This is a genomic window from Brevibacillus sp. FSL L8-0520 (assembly GCF_037963895.1).
GTDB classification, from domain to species: Bacteria; Bacillota; Bacilli; order Brevibacillales; family Brevibacillaceae; genus Brevibacillus; species Brevibacillus borstelensis.
In genome coordinates this window covers 1,730,585-1,747,992 of sequence record NZ_CP150171.1, presented here as the reverse complement: position 1 = coordinate 1,747,992, position 17,408 = coordinate 1,730,585, and the positions used below count along the sequence as shown (strand labels likewise).

Annotated in this window: 19 protein-coding genes; 6 read left to right on the top strand and 13 right to left on the bottom strand. The window is 50.4% G+C overall.

Annotated features, from left to right (window positions below):
• Positions 1-8 precede the first annotated feature (8 nt).
• The 9 genes from NSQ24_RS08755 to cysK form a co-directional block, all read right to left on the bottom strand.
• Positions 9-1,115: a DgaE family pyridoxal phosphate-dependent ammonia lyase gene (locus tag NSQ24_RS08755; protein WP_327969939.1), complete on the bottom strand. Its 1,107-nt coding sequence runs from the start codon at positions 1,113-1,115 to the stop codon at positions 9-11.
• Positions 1,116-1,158: 43 nt separating this feature from the next.
• Positions 1,159-1,809, bottom strand: a complete 651-nt coding sequence (locus tag NSQ24_RS08750; protein WP_003387714.1) for a DUF4310 family protein — start codon at positions 1,807-1,809, stop codon at positions 1,159-1,161.
• Positions 1,809-2,597, bottom strand: coding sequence for a DUF4311 domain-containing protein (locus NSQ24_RS08745; protein ID WP_003387715.1), 789 nt, complete (start codon positions 2,595-2,597; stop codon positions 1,809-1,811). The genes NSQ24_RS08750 and NSQ24_RS08745 overlap by 1 nt, the downstream gene beginning before the upstream one ends.
• A 21-nt stretch (positions 2,598-2,618) precedes the next feature.
• Entirely contained in the window at positions 2,619-2,957 is a 339-nt protein-coding gene (locus NSQ24_RS08740; protein WP_003387716.1) for a DUF4312 family protein, read from the bottom strand.
• 3 nt (positions 2,958-2,960) lie between these two features.
• On the bottom strand, positions 2,961-3,323 hold the full coding sequence (locus NSQ24_RS08735; RefSeq protein ID WP_172920947.1) for an SFCGS family glycine-rich protein: 363 nt from the start codon (positions 3,321-3,323) through the stop codon (positions 2,961-2,963).
• A 41-nt stretch (positions 3,324-3,364) separates the two neighbouring features.
• A complete protein-coding gene (locus NSQ24_RS08730; protein ID WP_003387718.1) occupies positions 3,365-3,730 on the bottom strand; it encodes a hypothetical protein in 366 nt (121 codons plus the stop codon).
• Positions 3,721-4,860, bottom strand: a complete 1,140-nt coding sequence (locus tag NSQ24_RS08725; protein WP_024983886.1) for an amidohydrolase/deacetylase family metallohydrolase — start codon at positions 4,858-4,860, stop codon at positions 3,721-3,723. Before NSQ24_RS08725 ends, NSQ24_RS08730 begins: the two co-directional genes overlap by 10 nt.
• The gene (locus NSQ24_RS08720; protein ID WP_003387720.1) at positions 4,850-6,790 is read right to left on the bottom strand and encodes a transcription antiterminator; all 1,941 of its coding nucleotides are present in this window, start codon (positions 6,788-6,790) and stop codon (positions 4,850-4,852) included. The genes NSQ24_RS08725 and NSQ24_RS08720 overlap by 11 nt, the downstream gene beginning before the upstream one ends.
• A gap of 239 nt (positions 6,791-7,029) precedes the next feature.
• Positions 7,030-7,944 carry a cysteine synthase A gene (cysK, locus tag NSQ24_RS08715; RefSeq protein ID WP_003387721.1) on the bottom strand — a complete coding sequence of 305 codons (915 nt, stop codon included), beginning with the start codon at positions 7,942-7,944 and terminating at the stop codon, positions 7,030-7,032.
• 282 nt (positions 7,945-8,226) lie between these two features.
• Between cysK and NSQ24_RS08710 the strand changes: the two genes are divergently transcribed.
• Positions 8,227-9,339 (top strand): beta-eliminating lyase-related protein, encoded by a 1,113-nt coding sequence (locus NSQ24_RS08710; RefSeq protein WP_251255263.1) that lies wholly within the window; start codon positions 8,227-8,229, stop codon positions 9,337-9,339.
• 77 nt (positions 9,340-9,416) lie between these two features.
• On the opposite strand, the gene NSQ24_RS08705 is transcribed toward NSQ24_RS08710, so the two are convergent.
• The gene (locus NSQ24_RS08705; RefSeq protein WP_339167641.1) at positions 9,417-10,385 is read right to left on the bottom strand and encodes a hypothetical protein; all 969 of its coding nucleotides are present in this window, start codon (positions 10,383-10,385) and stop codon (positions 9,417-9,419) included.
• 138 nt (positions 10,386-10,523) lie between these two features.
• Here NSQ24_RS08705 and NSQ24_RS08700 point away from each other — a divergent pair, with 138 nt between their 5' ends.
• Positions 10,524-10,859, top strand: a complete 336-nt coding sequence (locus tag NSQ24_RS08700; protein ID WP_003387725.1) for a hypothetical protein — start codon at positions 10,524-10,526, stop codon at positions 10,857-10,859.
• 84 nt (positions 10,860-10,943) lie between these two features.
• Here the strand turns inward: NSQ24_RS08700 and NSQ24_RS08695 are convergent, their stop codons facing one another.
• Positions 10,944-11,291 (bottom strand): YkgJ family cysteine cluster protein, encoded by a 348-nt coding sequence (locus NSQ24_RS08695; RefSeq protein WP_031932331.1) that lies wholly within the window; start codon positions 11,289-11,291, stop codon positions 10,944-10,946.
• Positions 11,292-11,589: 298 nt separating this feature from the next.
• Between NSQ24_RS08695 and NSQ24_RS08690 the strand changes: the two genes are divergently transcribed.
• Positions 11,590-12,147 (top strand): DUF3231 family protein, encoded by a 558-nt coding sequence (locus NSQ24_RS08690; RefSeq protein WP_051567372.1) that lies wholly within the window; start codon positions 11,590-11,592, stop codon positions 12,145-12,147.
• Between the two features lie 91 nt (positions 12,148-12,238).
• A complete protein-coding gene (locus NSQ24_RS08685) occupies positions 12,239-12,655 on the top strand; it encodes a DUF2243 domain-containing protein (RefSeq protein ID WP_003387728.1) in 417 nt (138 codons plus the stop codon).
• A 665-nt stretch (positions 12,656-13,320) separates the two neighbouring features.
• Here NSQ24_RS08685 and NSQ24_RS08680 read toward each other — a convergent pair.
• Positions 13,321-13,983 (bottom strand): O-methyltransferase, encoded by a 663-nt coding sequence (locus NSQ24_RS08680; protein ID WP_003387729.1) that lies wholly within the window; start codon positions 13,981-13,983, stop codon positions 13,321-13,323.
• A 104-nt stretch (positions 13,984-14,087) separates the two neighbouring features.
• Positions 14,088-14,708, bottom strand: coding sequence for a PadR family transcriptional regulator (locus NSQ24_RS08675; protein ID WP_243014942.1), 621 nt, complete (start codon positions 14,706-14,708; stop codon positions 14,088-14,090).
• A 492-nt stretch (positions 14,709-15,200) separates the two neighbouring features.
• On the opposite strand from NSQ24_RS08675, the gene NSQ24_RS08670 reads away from it, so the two are divergent.
• Together NSQ24_RS08670 and NSQ24_RS08665 are read left to right on the top strand one after the other, a co-directional pair.
• Complete coding sequence (locus NSQ24_RS08670) at positions 15,201-15,692, top strand: hypothetical protein (protein ID WP_243014943.1); 492 nt, start codon at positions 15,201-15,203, stop codon at positions 15,690-15,692.
• A gap of 137 nt (positions 15,693-15,829) precedes the next feature.
• Positions 15,830-17,401 (top strand): IS1182 family transposase, encoded by a 1,572-nt coding sequence (locus NSQ24_RS08665; protein WP_339167637.1) that lies wholly within the window; start codon positions 15,830-15,832, stop codon positions 17,399-17,401.
• Positions 17,402-17,408 lie beyond the last annotated feature (7 nt).

Genomic DNA, 17,408 nt, shown 5'->3' with positions numbered 1-17,408 from the left:
CTTATCACTCACTTTCTGTTGTCCCATATCTCTTTGAAGCGTGCGGCAATGACCTTCTCCTGGCCTTCATGGAGCGGGCGAGGATCGAGGAAAATCACTCCCGTATTGGCGTAATGGTTTCGCGTGAAAATGGCGGGATCACCCTTTTCGAGGAGCCGGATCACTTCCTTTGCCGAATATCCCGACTCGCGTTCATCAATCCGTACTTGTGTCCTGTAGATGTCCCGGCCAGCTTCGTCCTTGACCACACTGGCTGAAAGTCCGGGCAACTGGTTCAATTCCTGGGCGAGCCGTTCCGCCCGATCACGCCATTCTCCGCCATGGCCTGCTGCCTGACTGTACCTGGCAAGCGCGGAGAGCAGTCCGACGATCGCCTCCTTGCCCGTTTTCATGGCGCGCCCCACGCCTTTATACTGGGCCCGGCACGCTTCGATCAGGTCTTTGCGGCCGGTGATAAAGCCCGATGTCGGTCCGCCAATTGCTTTCCCCCCACTGTATATGACCAGATCGGCCCCCATCGCCACATAGCGGCGCAAATCCTCTTCCGCAGCGGCATCGACAATCACCGGGACCTTGTGATCGCGTCCGAGCTGTATCATCGTCTCAAGCGACTGCATGCCTTTTTGCACCGCATGATGGGATTGCACGAACAAAAGCGCCGCTGTCTGCTCGTCTATCTCCGCACGCAAATGCGCTTCCTCCACGTGATTCGCATGACCCGCTTCGATGGCCTGCCCCCCTCCGAGGGCAACCATCTGCCGCAGCGACGCTCCAAAATGCACCGCGTGTCCTTTTTGCAAAATGATTTTGTTTTTCAGTCCTGCCGAGTCTGGCAAACGTTCGATCAGACGCAGATCGGTACCGGCGATGACAGCCGCCACGCTGATCGCGATCCCCGCTCCCGCTCCCGCCGTCGGACAGCCGTCCTCGCCGCCGGTAGCCTCCGCGATCAGCTTTCCCGCTTTTTCGATCAGTTCGCTGATCTCTACGTAATCCATCGCCGCCTCACCCATGGCCCGGGCTACCTCCGGATGGACGGCGCTTCCGCCTAGCGCCGTCATTTTTCCGCTTGCATTGATGACTTGCTTCAGCCCTAGCTGCTGATAGATGCCCATATCTCATATCCCGTCCTTCCTGATTCTGTTTCCGACCCCCTGTTTACTGGGTAGGAATGGGGAAAATCGCGCCGAGAACCATGGCTCCGATGATCGCTCCTCCGGCGATCGGCTTATTGAAGTAGTAAAAGATGGCCGCTCCTGCCGTTGCACCGATTCCAACCGGAATGGAGGCCATGATGGCGGAAATGACGATGAGCGGACCGAGATAGCGTCCTGCGGCATTCCCTGCACCCATCATGACATCGGCTCCAAAGGTAGAGTTGACCGAATTGATCGTAAATTTGCGAATCAAAATAATTACCGTTCCAATCGCCAGCCCCAATACCGCCCCCGTCGTCAAAGCCAAGGGAAAGGAAATCAGTGGCGCAGTAAACCCGGCACCCAGCATCAGCGCCGGAACGCCGATTCCGATACCTGTTTGCAGAGAACCGCCGATGTCGAGGATGCCGACCAGCGGCCCCTCCAAAATCCGGGCAAACAGAAAGCTTGCGCCAAACGCGGCCGCAGCTCCGTATCCGCCTCCCTTGATACCCGCCTCGAGCATGGCGACAATCGCGATGTCGTTAAAAGCACCTACGTGATAGACGTAATACAGATGAGTACCGGCAAAGATTCCCGACGAGAGGCACGCGACAAAGAGGGCAAACGCCCATTCCGAATACCAAAATCCTTTTGCTTGCAGCTCATTCATTATTTCTTCACCGCCGATCCAAATGTTTCGTGAAGCTCAACCAGCCATTGCGGAATTTCTACTTGCAGACTCTTCAACAAAGCGACATCAAAGGCACGGAAGAAGCCGCTCAGAACAAACAAGAGTGCGACAGCCACGACCATCGTTTTTGTAATTCGGTTCCAGCCGCTGTCGTCCAGCCCTTTTCCGATCAGGATACCGAGCACGATGCCAGGCACGGCGTTGCCCATGACCAGGTGGGACATCCCGCCCAATACGGTGCCCCAGATTCCTGTGCGCTTCCCCGCATCCAAGGCCGCCATCCAGAAAACAATCGGCATGATCGGGTTGATCAGCCAGTTGGCGGCAGGGACCAGCACTTTTGTCGCCACCAGCTGCATCGATTGGGGAATGGCGGTTGCCGTCGAGTTGAGCAGCGTCACAACGACGACACCGACGAGTGCTCCGGCGAACGCCATCCGCTTCGGATTGTGCAGCGTTTCCTCGACGTTTTTGTTTTTCCAAAGAAGGATCGCAGCCGCCCAGTTCGGGATGACCCGGTGATCGACGTCCTGCGTCAGAGCTCCCGCCCCGACCACGGAAGCCCATGAGTTGAACAAGAAGCCAAGTCCGAACGAAAAATGGGAAATCGGATCTCCGGCGCAAGCATTCAGTTCTCCGAACGTGCGAAATGCCCCCATCCCCTGGACGTTCGGCGCGTGAAACATGCGAGCGGCACCCGCCCCCACGCCGAAGCCGACCAATGCGCCAATGACAATCGACTTCAAAACGATGATGATCGTTACCATGAACCTTCCCCCCTTTACTATCTATCGCTGACTTGCCACCTGTCCCAGCCTTGCTGTCTGTTCTGTCTGCGTTTGAAACGGAATGCTTGCCACGTCCACCACACCCAGCCGCACCTGGATATCTACGGTGATGTCGTACCTCGTTCGCGTGCGCGGGAAAAACAGGCCGAACAGACGCTCTTTGTACATGCTCTCTGTTGCTGATACGACCTCGATGCGGACCGGCTCGATACGAACGACGAGATCACTTGTCTGTCTGGCCACGACGTGCTTGATCTGTCCGAATATCTTGTTAAATGCTCCTTCCTTCGTATCCCCGCTGCCCGTCAGCCGCAAGCTCTCGATCCTCTCTCTGTACATGGCTTACTTCCCCCTCAGCTTTATGCATTCTTCGGTCATTCTTCTGCCGAGTTCCTCTGTATCCATAAAGCCAAAACCGATTACTTTCTTGCCGCTGCGCAGGGCTGTAATTCCCGCGTCCACAGAGCGCAGGCCATATTCGACGGGATAGCCGTACTTTGTCTTGGCCGTCAAAGCGCCTGCTCCTCCGCTGCCGCAAAACGACAAGCCGAGATCGGCCTCTTCCTGCTTCATGACATCTCCTACTTTCATGTCAGCCCCTACCCCAGAAATAACAATCGGGATCCCTCCGGCAGCCTCCACACCTTTGGCGATGTTCTGTCCCTTTCCCAAACGATCTCCGATGACGATCTTTACTTTTGTCATCCTTTCAGCCTCCCTTTGTGCAATGGTTTGCGGGTTTGTGTTCATTTCCCCTGGTTTGCTCGTATCGCCTCAAAATGGACAGCGAGCAGAAACACTTCCGTTCCGTCTTCCTGCGAGCACGTTTCCTCGCCAAACAGGACGCGGCTAGACAGCGACAACATTTCTGGGTGAATCTCCTCGAACAATTCCGCTTCGACCTGCGGCAGCTTTTCACCGCTTGCCATCCGGCGGACGAAAGCGAGCAGATGGGCGCAAATGGCCAGCCATCGATCACGCGGTATATCGATTTTTTTCTCCCGCATTTCCGACTCAATCATTCGCATGAGTCGTTTGCATTCTGAATATTCCGACATATTTTCATCTGCTGGTCCTGCTACTTCTCTCACAATCTCCTCAATCATGTGCATGTCAAAACCTTTCCTGATGAAATGACCTGTTGGGCAAACACGGTTTCTTTGGCAAAAATCGTTTCCTGTTCCGAATCGGTCAAAGCGGCGGGCACCTGTTCCTTTTTCAAGATTGTGACATCCGCATGGGCTCCAGGCGCTAGCGTCCCGATCTCCCGCTCAAGCCCCAGAACCTTGGCCGGGGCGGCAGTGCAAGCCGCTACTATGTCATACAAGGTGTAGCCCAGGGCGAGAAATTTGCTCATCGTATGCGTCAGGCTGTGGACAGGACCGTTCAGATTGCGCACATGGACGTCCGTGCTGATGGAGTAAGGGGCGATTCCCAGCGCTTTTGCCTGCTGCATGGTGCGAAAGCTGAAGCTGGCTTCGCCGTGCCCGACATCAAACAGCACTCCTCTGGCGAGAGCGGACTCTGCTTCCGGGATAAGCTGTCCCTGTTCATCCAGGATGCCTCCTTTTTTTCCATGGAACGCGTGCGTTACCACGTCCCCCTTGTCGAGCAGGCCGAGCACATCGGAAAGGGCTGGCGGAGCATTGCCGATGTGGACCATCAGCGGCACCCCGGCCTCTCGGGCAGCCTGCTTTGCCACCACCAAGGGAGCGAGGCCGTTCGCTTTGACCACAGACGCGCTCATCCTCGCCTTGATCCCGCGGATTGACGGCTGCTCGGAAATGAGCGTTACCGCGTCCTTCACTGCCAGTCTGGACATGTCGGACAGTTCGGCTCCGCCTTTGCACAAGCCGTCGCCTGAAATATTGAGAAACGCCAAAACACGTGTGACAGATGGCTCCACCGCCTCCTTCAGGAAAGCGTCGAATGTCCATGCCCCGGCGCTGCCCGCGTCGACCAGTGTGGTCACTCCCTGCTCAATGCCAACGGAATCAGCCCTAACCCCCAGCTGCGTGCTCTCAGGCATGACATGAGCATGCAAGTCGATCAGCCCCGGCGTAACAAAACATCCGGCGGCATCTATCGTTTCCCGCGCCCCAATAGGCTCTTTTGCCTGCCCCTCATCGGCCCTCTCGACGTCGAGGATGCGTCCATCTGAAATGACGATATCATATAATCCATTCAGCTTCTGGGAAGGATCGATCACCCACCCGTTCCGAATCAGCAAATCAGCACTCATCGTCTCCCCCCTCCTTTTTCGCAAGATAACGCAGGATGGCCGTTACTTCACTTTGCGGAACAATGATTCCCGCTTCCTGCATAATTTGGTTGATGCGACTGCGCCAAGCGGAATGCGCTGCGCTCTCTTCCCCGCCATGTACGTCCCATTCGTCATAGGAGGAACCGAATGCCAGCCGGTTTACCATCAGCAGCACATGGAGCACAAGCCCGCTTGCCGTCTGCTCCGTCAGTTGGCTGCGGAAGGCTTCCGTCAGCTTGCAGCTGATCTCGTATCCTTTTACAATCACATCCTGGGAAAGCCTCTCCACCAATGGCAAATCCCGTGGACTTATCTCCGTTGTCTCTATCGGCATCCAGGTATGTGGCGACTTCGCTGAGCTTTTCCTCACTCCGTCTGTTTCCGGCTCCAGCTCGAGCGCTTCCAGACAGGCATGGATGCGGCTGATGTCCTGACGGGTCGGCAGCGGATTCACGATGACCACAGGCACCTCCGTTTTCACTGGCAGCACACTGATGATCACGTCTACTTTGCGAGTAGCCAAATACTTTTCTACCTCCATGGTGGAACAAAGGCCGACGACCCTCAGGGAACGCACTTCGCTCTCCAGATGGGTCTTCAGGAACCGGGACGTCCCTCGCCCCGTACCGCAGACGACAAGCGCACATGCTTTTTTCTTGTCTTGCCAGCGGTCGTAGCCGGCCTGGAAATGCAGAACGAGGTAGGCGATGTCCGCATCCATCAAATAAATCCCGTAGGGCCAGAATACTTCTTCACACGATCGTTTTACCGCATCAAACATGCGCGCGTAGGAACGGCGAATCTCCTCGGTCAACGGATTGGGATAGAGGACGCCTTGCATATACCGGGTCATGCGGTCATTTACATGGGCGAAAAGGTGTTCACTGAGCTCCGGATCATCCCACAGCGGCGTTCGTACCATCTCCCCTACCTTTTTGATCAGCTCCCGGGTCGCCACATAAACGTCCAACGGCTGCCTGCTGGTCCGTCGCTTCAGGTGCACCTGTTCCGCTTCGAGCAGCGGCAGAGAGGAATAGGCAATTTCATGCTCGGGCATTTCCATACCCAAACGCGCGCACATCTCCCGCACTGCCCGCGCGTACAGAGAATAACTGCCCCACCCAGCCGCTTCCGCCATATCTGCCTCGTCCATCGAGACGATTTGCCCTCTCTTGACGCGGTTGACGACCATACACAATCGGATCATGATACTGATCAGCGTCCGATCCGGCAGGCTTTTGTCCAGCTTCGCCACGAATCCCTTGGTTAACCTGATGATTTCATCCAGCTCCGGCGGACTGATGAGCCACCTTTCCAAAAGCGGCCCTGCTCCGGTGCCGGGACCATGCTCCGGCAGGACCCCCTGGACCAAACGATACATGACGCTGCCATCCAGCAAATCATGTGTCAAACACTCGAGGGCATAGCGCTTCTGGCGTTCGCTGCCTTCCACCCGGATACCGTATCTCTGCTTGGAGACCAGCTCCAGGTGCAATCCGTCGAGCAGTTTCTCCGTCTCTTTTACATCGGCGATAACGGTATTGCGGCTCACCCCCACATGATCGGCCAAATCGTTCAGACGCTGGTAGCCGTCGGACAGGAGCAGGATAAACGCCAGATGTTTGGCCCGCTCTTTTTGGTGAAGGATGACGTCCTTGCTGCCGTGCTCATTGAGCTTGTGCCGCAGCTTTTGCAGGACCTCCTCGGCTTCGCTGATCCAGATTCCTTTATTCGGTTGGGAATGAAGAATAATGTTGCGGTCTTTCAGCCATTGCCTGATGTTCTCCAGATCGTATTTGATCGTCCGCTCGCTCACTTGAAAATCGTTTGCAACCTCGCGGATTTTCAGCGGGTTGGAACTGTCCAGGATCACCTTCAAAAGTGCTTGGGAACGCGATGTCAGCAGCATTCTTTTTCTCTTCACCCCCGTTGTGATCGACATTGATCTAACCCGAGTTCATTATATGAAACCGTTTTCTTGCGGTAAAGAACGATTCCTTTCCCCATTGATTGGTGCAATTTTTGCAATAGTCAGCTAAATGTTGGACTAATGGCTCTTTTCCTCTTGGACTAGTGATTTCTCGAACGAACTCCGTGAGCACAGAAAAGCCGCTGAACGACACAGCATCCAGCGGCGATGATTCCGTTTTAGAAAAAATTCATGCTCAAATAGCGTTCCCCCGTATCCGGTGCGATGCAAACCACACGTTTGCCCTCCCCGAGCCAAGCAGCCACCCGGATCGCCGCAAAAACGGCAGCTCCGGCAGACGGTCCCACGAGGATGCCTTCTTTGGAGGCGAGCGCCCGCATGCTCTCCAGCGCGTCTTCATCGGCGATCTGCATGATCTCGTCGTAGATCGCGGTATTCAGGATTTTTGGCACAAAGCCCGGGCTTGTGCCCACCAGCTTGTGCGGTCCCGGCTTTCCACCGGACAGGACAGGCGAGCCTTTTGGTTCCACAACCCCGATATACAGCTGTGGCAGCTTTTCTCTGAGCGCTTCCCCGGTACCCGTGATCGTGCCCCCTGTTCCCGCTGTGGCGATGAAGGCATCCAGCCGTCCTTCCATCTGCTCGTAAATCTCGCGGGCTGTGGTCACACGATGGATATCGGGGTTCGCTTTGTTTTCAAATTGATGGGGAATGAAGCTTCCGGGAATCTCTTTTTGCAGCTCCAACGCTTTGGCGATCGCCCCCGGCATCCGCTGCTCGCTCGGCGTGAGCACGACTTCTGCTCCGTATGCCTTGAGCAGATTGATCCGCTCTTTGGACATATTGTCGGGCATCACGAGGATCGCTTTGTACCCTTTCGCTGCCGCGTTCATGGCCAGTCCGATGCCCGTGTTGCCGCTCGTCGGCTCAATGATCGTGTCTCCCGGCTTGATCAGCCCCTCTGCCTCGGCGGTGGCGATCATGTTGTAGGCAGCCCGGTCCTTCACACTGCGGGAAGGGTTGTACATTTCCAATTTGACAAAAACATCTGCCGCACCCCCGGGCACGATCCGGTTAAGGCGAACCATTGGAGTATTGCCGATACAGTCTGTTATGTGTTGGTAAACGTTCATGAAGACCTCCTGTGTGGGAGCGGATTTTAATGTTTAGTATTACACTAAGAATACTACACTTTAACGATTTGCACGAGATTCTTTTCACCCTCTCCGCTGTTCCCAGCATGATCGTCGATGCGGGAACGACAGCCCCACACTTTCATTCGAATTAAAGCCCGTTTTCCTCGTCTGGAATGAAACCCTATCTGGCAACAAGCAGACAAAAAGTTATTCCTTTGGATATCCCTCATGTATAATTTTTTCCATAAAGCGATTCCCGTAAAAAGGAGTGGTGCAAATATGAACCCGCACAACCAATTGCTGACGGCCTATAAACAGACCGCTTATCCACTGGTTGGGCATGGAAAAAGAAATCTTCATGTGCTGAAAACTGTCTTGAATGAAATGGACGGGGATATAGAAAGCGATGCGTATGGTACAGGCGCGGTGATCGAAAACTTTCAAAAGAAACTGGCAGACTACTTAGGCAAAGAATCCGCCGTATTTTTTCCGAGCGGTACCATGGCCCAGCAAATTGCCATGCGAATCTGGTGTGAGCAAAAAGGGCTGAATAAGGTGGCCTATCATCCCTTATGCCATCTGGAAATTCATGAAGAAGACGGGTTGAAAAAGTTGCACCAGATCGAACCAGTCCTGCTTGCGGATGAGAACAGATTGATTCGATTGGAAGATGTTCTAACGATGCAGGAGAATATCGCGTGCTTGCTGCTTGAGCTGCCTCAGCGTGAAATTGGCGGGGAATTGCCTGAATATACAGAGCTTGAAGCCATTTCCGCCTATTGCCGCGCAAATGGAATCAAGCTGCATCTGGATGGCGCTCGCCTTTTTGAAATACTGCCTTATTACCAAAAATCGGCCGCTGACCTTTGCCGGCTTTTTGACAGTGTGTATGTTTCTTTTTACAAAGGAATTGGGGGAATTGCAGGAGCCATTCTTGCAGGCGAAGAGGATTTTACAAAGGAAGCAAAGGTGTGGAAGAGACGCCACGGCGGCGATTTAATCAGCCTTTACCCTTATATCGTCAGTGCCGATTATTATTTCGATCAACGATTGCATAGCTTCCAGCAGTATTTCGAGGAAGCGAAAGAGCTCGCTTCGCTCTACAATCAGTGCCACGCCGTCGAAACAAGGCCGCTCGTTCCCGTATCGAATATGTTTCATGTTCATGTTCGTTTGCCAAAAGAGCAGCTTGAGGCCGTATTGCTTTCCATTTATGAGGAAACAGGGGTTGGGCTCACTACACATCTAAAGAAAGTCGACGAGAGATTGTGCTCTTTTGAAGCGTCAATCGGCGATCAGTACGCGCAAGTCCCGAAAACAGCGCTTCGTAAAGCATTTCACATGCTGGATGAGAAAATAAGAGAAATCGTTTTTCGGGAAGGAAAAGATTGATCGCGGTGATAGATGGGCTGCCCCCTTCTGAACCATCCAGTGTTTTTTGGAGGGGGCAGTTGTTTACATTGTATTCCTTATTCCATCTCAAAATCCTCTCGTGCCTCTTCACCCGTCGGGGTTAGCCGATACTGTCCTTTGCGCTCCGGATGCTTCTCGGCCAAGCCTTTTGCAATCAAGGCCTTGAGCGGTTGGTTGACGTAAAGGGAGCCTTTCGTTTCGACGATATGGGGATGCAGTCCCGGCAGTTTCCTAGCAATCCTGGTCGGGGTCTGCCAATCTTTGGTCAAAACAAACAAAACGCTGAGTTGCTTTTCAGAGAGCGTTACGGCATGTTTTGCGGCATGTTTTTTTGGTACAGCTCCGTTTGCTTTTTGATTTGTCCCTCCCGGAAGGGCTGTCTCCACGTCCCGGAAACGGAAATACAGCTTTCCAGCCTCCTTCTTTCTCTCGCACCACCCCGCTTCATATTCCAGAAGCGCTTTCGCCAGTGATGCACGCGGACTGGCATAATGCGTTTCGCAATGGTCCAGGATTTCCTTGATGCTGCACCAGTCTCCTGCCCTTTTCAAGAAGTGTTTGACCTTGTTGATGGTGATCCGGTACGGAGTGATGTATCCGCCTCCGCTGTGGCCGCCTTTTATCCCGGAAGTCTGGTGATGTTCGGTCAGGGACTGTTGCAAATGAGGGACCGTCCGACGCATGAACCGAGCCTTCCCCTCCGTCCATACAGTTCCATGCTTGCTGACAAAGAGGACCCCGATCCCGTAATCCCGCAGCACCATGTTTACAAACTGCCTGTAGCCATTTTTCCGGTATGGAATGGCGATCCAAATGTAGTTGGCAAACCCGCGCCAGCGAAGTGCCTGATCAAGTAAATCCAGCGAAAGGGATTGCTTCATTTCCACAACGCCGACGAGCGGGCCGCTGGTCACGACGATATCGGCTCGTCCACCGGCCCGGCGGCATTCCACCTCCGGAAAAACCGTAAATCCCCGCTCTTCCATCCATTGCTTGATTGGATCGTATAAATCTGATTCTTTCACGTACTGTTCTCCTTTTCGGGGCTGGCTGTTCCTCCCGATACTCTTCCTGTTTGGCTCCGAACGAAAGGAATGTAATGCAAGCCGTCCGGACAAATTAAGCATGAATGCAAAGTCGAAGAGAAAGGGAGCTGCCGATCCATGACAAAGAAAGATTATGTAGCAAGTATTATCAAAAATATTCAAAAGCACAACGACATTATCCCTTCCCATCTGCAGGAGCTGTTGCAGGAAGTGAGCAGGAACGTAGAGACGGTCTCCTCGCAATCGTTTTTTATGCAGACAAATCACGTCGTGACTGAACCTGCTTCGCAGCGGACCTACAACCCGAACGAGCCCCTCTTTCGATTGTCGGAAGGATATCGTGAGCTTAAGACATTGGCGGAGACGAACAGAGCGTCAAGGCCTGATTTAAAATCGGCAGTTGACCAGCTCGAAGGGCTATTGGGCACCTCCGAGAGCTATTCCCCTGAATAAAGGGGCGTACTCGGATTTTCGGAGACAGGTATTGGTCGTAAATCGGATATTTTATGCGGAGGGCATGCCCTTTTCTTTGGTGTTTTATTGGAAGCTCTTCCAGGTAATATCAATACTCAGGTACCCTACAGGAGCTTCCTTCAGCGTTGCCTTTTCTTTTGTAGCCAGCTCCGGCTTGCGGAAACAGACCAGGTCTTTGTGAAAGCCAAACATACGGCAAATTTCAGGCCGAACAGCATGAATTCCACATTGGTCTTTATCCAGGTCGTAGAAAATGCACGTTCCGAAAAATCTCGGCTGATTTTCTAGCTCTTCGCGGATCTTGCGCGGCATGGATGCAACCTTCTTCTGAATTTTTTTCAATTCTCTCTCCGTTACGGGAACAGGGCCGCAGCATAAACCTTTGCAACCTTGACAAGGCAAAGTATCCATCTAATGTACAACCTTTCTAAATATTCTTGATAGATGTTTCTCCAAGAACATTATGTAAGGTTTTAATCTTCTTGTAAACAAGTCAAATATTTTACAATAACATAAAAAATATTTTTTGTCAAGAATATTCCGAAGGTCAATGGTTTTTACAATCTCCCGATAGGCGGAACTGTGTCCCCTCAAAATATACAACGAACCTGTTATGCCATCTTGTCTATTGTGTAAAATTACCTTCATAACTCTTCGTCCCTAGGCACACCCTAACATCGGGTTAAAAGAACCAGCAAGGAGACCCTACATGGACTTGAAAACTTTAATGAATTCCGGGAGGGCATTAATGGGAATCCTGAGTGGCAATCCACAAGATGAACCGATGCACTATGGTGAAGTGTTTGGAGTATGGAGTTATCTTTCGGCTTCAAAAGGCCTATTGGTGACGTATCAAACGTTTATCAATCACACCGGTGACAAAGATCTAAAAGGTTTTCTTGAAGATCTCACACGGGCGATGCAGCAAGAAATCCAGCAGGTCGAAAACCTGCTGAAAGCAAATGGAGTTGCACCTCCGCCTACCCCAGCCGAGCGTCCAGTCGCATCACTGGAAAGTATTCCGGCGGGTGCACGTTTTAACGATCCTGAAATTGCTGCAGGTGTCGGACATGATCTTGCCGCTGGACTGGTTGCGTGCAGCCAGATCATCGGGCAATGCATTCGGGAAGACATTGCCATGATGTATTCGCAATTCCATTCGGCAAAGGTTCAATTCGGTCAACGGTTGTTGCGGATCAGCAAAGAGAAAGGCTGGTTAGTGCCGCCGCCTCTTCATCTGCAGACACCCGAGCTCGTACATGCTTAGTTTTGTCGATAAGCGCTGCCGCAAGGGCAGTGCTTATCAGCTTTTATCTACATGAGATGGTTATTGACGATTGAGGGAGGAGGCCCGTTTTTTGAAAACAACATGTATAGGAGCCTTTTTGTTTGGGGTCGGCATGATCGGCATGCTCGATGGGATTGTTTTTCACCAAATACTGCAGTGGCATAGTGTGAACATGCATACGGATCGATTTCACCAGATCATGAGCGACGGCCTTTTTCATTTAATCGTAACGCTATTTATATTCATTTCCGGTGTTTTGCTGTGGAAAGGAGACCCCAAGGTCGGGGCAAGCAAATTTTGGGGCTGTTTCTTAGTAGGGGCTGGCGTATTTAATCTTATCGAAGGAATCACCAACCACCACATCTTGCAGGTCCACCATGTCAAACCGGGACCCAGCCAGCCTCTTTACGACATTGCATACGATCTGTTCGCCTTGCTGCTAGTGGTTATAGGCTGGATATTGCTGCGCCGGAAAAGCGCAGCGTAATTTTTTCGTTGCTGTATTCAAGTCGTACTAATTGTCTGCACACCCGCAACAACCTTCCCGAATGCTCGTCATATATTTTAGGATCATCCCCATTCAAGGAGGGCCCATCTTGTTTTCGTTTCATGCGGCCTTTGTGGCTTTTGGCTTTTGTCATTGGCCCGTGCCTGGTCTTGCGAAGGGCTGGGGTGATTTACCCGTTTTCACCGTTTTCACCTTTTTCTCTTGCTTCTCTTTCCGGAAGCAGGACTGATTTCATGATTCACCTTTTTAAACCTTTTGAATCATCGGCTTGGGAAGCAAGACTGCGTTGATGATCCAGCTTTAATACTTTTTTGAATTATCGGCTTACGAAAGGATGGTTCTATGTTAATCTTTATCGCTTTCATCGGGGCGATCTTCATCTTGATGTTTCTCAATACAATTGCATACATTGTTCATAAACCCAAAAAATATATACCCCCAGCTATCATTACAGCCATTCTGGGGGCGCTTTTGATTTCCTTCATTCTTTTAGCATTAAAATAGTTAGCATCTGTTGCCATTCATCAAAAAGTTGCGTTTATTTCTGCAAAGGGGCGACCGGCAATAATCTGAACTTCGTTTTCATATCGTTCGGCAGTGTCCGTGACAGCAAGCAGTCTTCCCCAAATTGCTGCGTCTTTCATTTACTTCACAATTCCAAGAATGAAGCCATCATAGCCTTTACTGCCGACTGTTTGCACTGCCGTCGAATCTATTCGGGTATCTTCGGACAGCAAATCGACGAATTGACGGATACCTTGGACGCTTGCGTCTTCGGGATCGATGACACGCCCCTTGCGAACGACGTTGTCTGCAATAATAACGGTTCCCGATCTTGAATAATTCAACGCCCATTTCAAATAATGGGGGTAGTTTGGTTTATCAGCGTCGATAAAAATAAAATCGAAAGCGGTGAACCCTTTTTCTTTTAGAGTTGGCAGGGTATCAAGGGCTGGGCCGACAATGACTTCCACTTTGTTTTCCAACCCTGCTTTTCTTATATTTTCTTCGGCAACCTTGGCATGATGCTCATCAAGCTCAAGTGTGACCAGACGCCCTCCCTCCGGCAATGCACGTCCAAGCCATATACTGCTGTATCCTCCGAGTGTGCCCAGTTCTAATATATTGTTTGCCCCTGCGAGCTTTGCGAGCAAATAAAGCAATTTGCCTTGATTGGGAGCAACATCTATAGCAGGCAGACCCGCTTCCGTATTTGCTTTTAGGATGGAATCCAGTACGGGATCGGACGTGTGAAGTTTCGTTTTAAAATAAAGATCAATGTCATTCCATTGTTCAGGTGTACTCATCTTTTTCCTCCTTGGATATGTTTCGGCAAGCTTCTTGTTTTCTCAAGTCTTTTTTGGAAAAATATGGGTATGTAGGGAGGACGAGGACATCCGATAGCTCCCTGTCAGCCTTTGTCCTTGGTATCGTCATCAGGCGGAGCATCCGATACTTTATTGGGCTCCTCATCCGAAGCCGCGAGCTCATGTAGGCTATGTTGAAGATTGATCATGATTTCCTTAAACTGGGATGCCTGTTTCGAGTCAGGGGTTTCCCGTGCCATCCTGGCTGCTTTGACCATCAGGGTAAATACGTCCGGCCAATCTTCGATGAGCTTCTTTACATCGCGCTTCTCAATTGCCCGGTGGCTGCCTTGCCTATTCCAACGATCCTTTTCCTGTACCGCCCGGGTTCTTCTTTCCTGAAGAAACTCGCCACCCTTATCCGTAATATGATACAGCTTTTTGCCATCTTCCTCGCTCGATACGACAAGCTCCATTTCTTCAAGCAGCTGCAAATTAGGGTAAATGGAACCCGGACTCGGGGAGTATAAACCACCGGTTTTCTCTTCCATCGCCTTAATCAGCTGATATCCGTGCATGGGAGCTTCTGATAGAAGTTCGAGTAAAGCGAATTTGAACTCACCTCGTTCAAAAAAACGCCGCTTACCTTCACCGCGCCCCCCAAAACCACCTCCGGATCCACCATGACGATGTCTCAGGTATGGTTCCGACCGCCCCCCTTCCATGTGTGAACCTCCAAATCCTTTCCATTCATGATTATGTCCCCATCGATTTCGTTGATTACAAAATTTCAACATCGGCACTCCTTATTTGTTTCAATACGATATATCGTGACAAGTCGAGTTTAATACGATATATCGTATTGTGTCAACGAGAAATTCGCTAGATGAACCTTTTATTCCCGCTGCCTTTATCCCTCCGTCTATTTTCGATTCATGAAAACTCTCGTCCAATCAAAAGGGGGATTTTGGTAGTACACTACTTTAGATCGTTATAAGGAGGGAAGTTCACTTGAAAAAGAAAAAGTCGAAAAGCAAGGCAATCAAGAAAGCAAATGTTCGCTTGGTGCATTATCCCACTCAAATAACCGGTTGTTTTCGGTGTTGCGGGCGCGGTTGGTGCGGTTGGTGCTGCCCAGAGCAAATTATGTGACCGCATCAGGAAATAACATTTGATTGCCAACAGGCACTCCCTATTCATTCGGGAGTGCCTGTTTTATGAGCTATTTACTATCTTTGGTTTCAAAGAAACGTGCTTCGCTGCAAAAAAATACGTTGTGTCGATCCGCTGCTCATTCACAAATGAGTGAGACAATACCCCTATTTGTCATACCCATTACTAGAAAAATAGGTAATTCCACTCAACTTCTCCCCAAGCATCAACTGCTCCTCGGAATAATCTGTACAAAACAGAAGGAGTGGTGGGGTCAAATGAGTAAATTTTCTTTTACCGGGTCGTTTAGCTATCGGAGCGCTGGTAAAAAGTTTTTACTTTTTGTTCCAAAAGGGGTAGGCGGAACATTCGCAATCTCCAACAACAGCCGGAGATCTTTTGTTCTCATTTTGGATGGCATCAAAGAGTTTTCCGTAAAGCCATATAGCATAGCCAGAATTGGTATTGCATCCCCAGGGTTCCCGACAAGAATTTCCATACAAACTCGCGGAGCAGCCAGAGGATCATTTATCTATCAACAAAACCAACAAAAATAACGAAGCGAATGCAGGATCTGCTGAATAAGCAGATTTCAGCCTGTAGACAAAGTTCCGTAAGGAACAGGGTCTGCAGGCTTTTTTGTTGAATATAGAACATGTTACGTTTTCAAAAGTTATTTTTTAGAGGTGGCATTATGCTTAATAAGCAAGAGGCCGAAGGGCGTTATCAGATATCTGCATTCTCGCTAGATGAGTTGGTGCCAGAAGATCATCTCGTAAGAAAAATTGAAAATGCAATCGACTTTTCGTTCATCTATGACTTGGTGGAAAGCCTCTACTGTCATGACAATGGCAGACCCAGTGTTGACCCTGTAGTCTTAGTTAAAATTGCTTTCATCCAATATATTTTTGGAATTCGTTCCATGCGACAAACGATTAAAGAGATCGAAACCAATGTTGCCTATCGGTGGTTTATTGGCTATGATTTCAGTCAGCCCATTCCCCATTTCACGACCCTAGGCAAGAACTATGTTCGCCGTTTTCGGGATACTCAACTCTTCGAGTCGATCTTCCTTCGAATATTGGAGGAGGCGGTTCATCATGGATTCGTGAAGCCTGATGTGCTTTTCATTGATGCTACGCATGTAAAAGCCAGTGCGAATAAGCATAAATACGTGAAAGAAATCGTTGAAGAACAAGCGAAGAAATATCAAGAGCTGCTGGACGAAGAAATCAATCAGGATCGTATTGCACATGGAAAGAAGCCCCTTGAAAAAAAGACAGAAACTTCGAAGAAGGAGGTGAAAGTCAGCACAACTGACCCGGATTGCGGATTGTTTGTAAAAGGGGAAAAGGAACGTGTATTTGCTTATAGTTTTCATACAGCATGTGATCGAAATGGATTTGTGCTTGGTGCCAAGGTAACGCCAGGCAATGTGCATGACAGTCAGGTTTTTGAGGATGTTTTGAATCAAGTGCGAAAGACGTTTGCACAGCCTCAAGCTGTGGCAGTGGACTCGGGATACAAGACGCCTTACATCAGTAAAACACTCCTTGATGACCAGATTCGCCCCGTTATGCCCTACACAAGACCACGCACCAAAGAAGGTTTTTTTAAAAAGCACGAATATGTGTATGATGAATATTTCGACTGCTACATCTGCCCGAACGAGCAAATCTTAACATATGAGACAACAAACAAGGATGGGTACCGTATCTATCGATCAAATTCTCAAGTTTGCCGAAGTTGTCCGTTCTTGAAACAATGCACGGAAAGTAAAGACTACACAAAGAGAGTGAGTCGCCACATCTGGGCTGATTACCTCGAAGAGGTAGACCACCTCCGGCATACCGAGGAAAACAAACAAATCTATAGCAAACGGAAAGAAACGATTGAACGTGTATTCGCTGATATGAAGGAAAAGCATGGCATGCGTTGGACGACCTTACGAGGACTGGAGAAGGTCACGATGCAGGCGATGCTTGTTTTCGCTGCCATGAACTTGAAAAAAATGGCGACCTGGCTATGGAAATCAGGTCGCCAAAAGGTGAACGATCAAAACACCTTCGGTATTTTCATCAAATTATTAAACAAACTCCCTCTGCTGTTCGTTCAGCGAGGGAGTTTGTCTGCAACCTGGGATCTGCTGAATAAGCAGATTTTTCTTTTTGCCTCTTGTCATGAGTCGTTTTTCGCCCGTCGGTCAAGAGCCAATTATAAGACGTGCGTGAGAACAGTCCACCCCCCTGCTTGCATCCGAGCATAGTTTACAG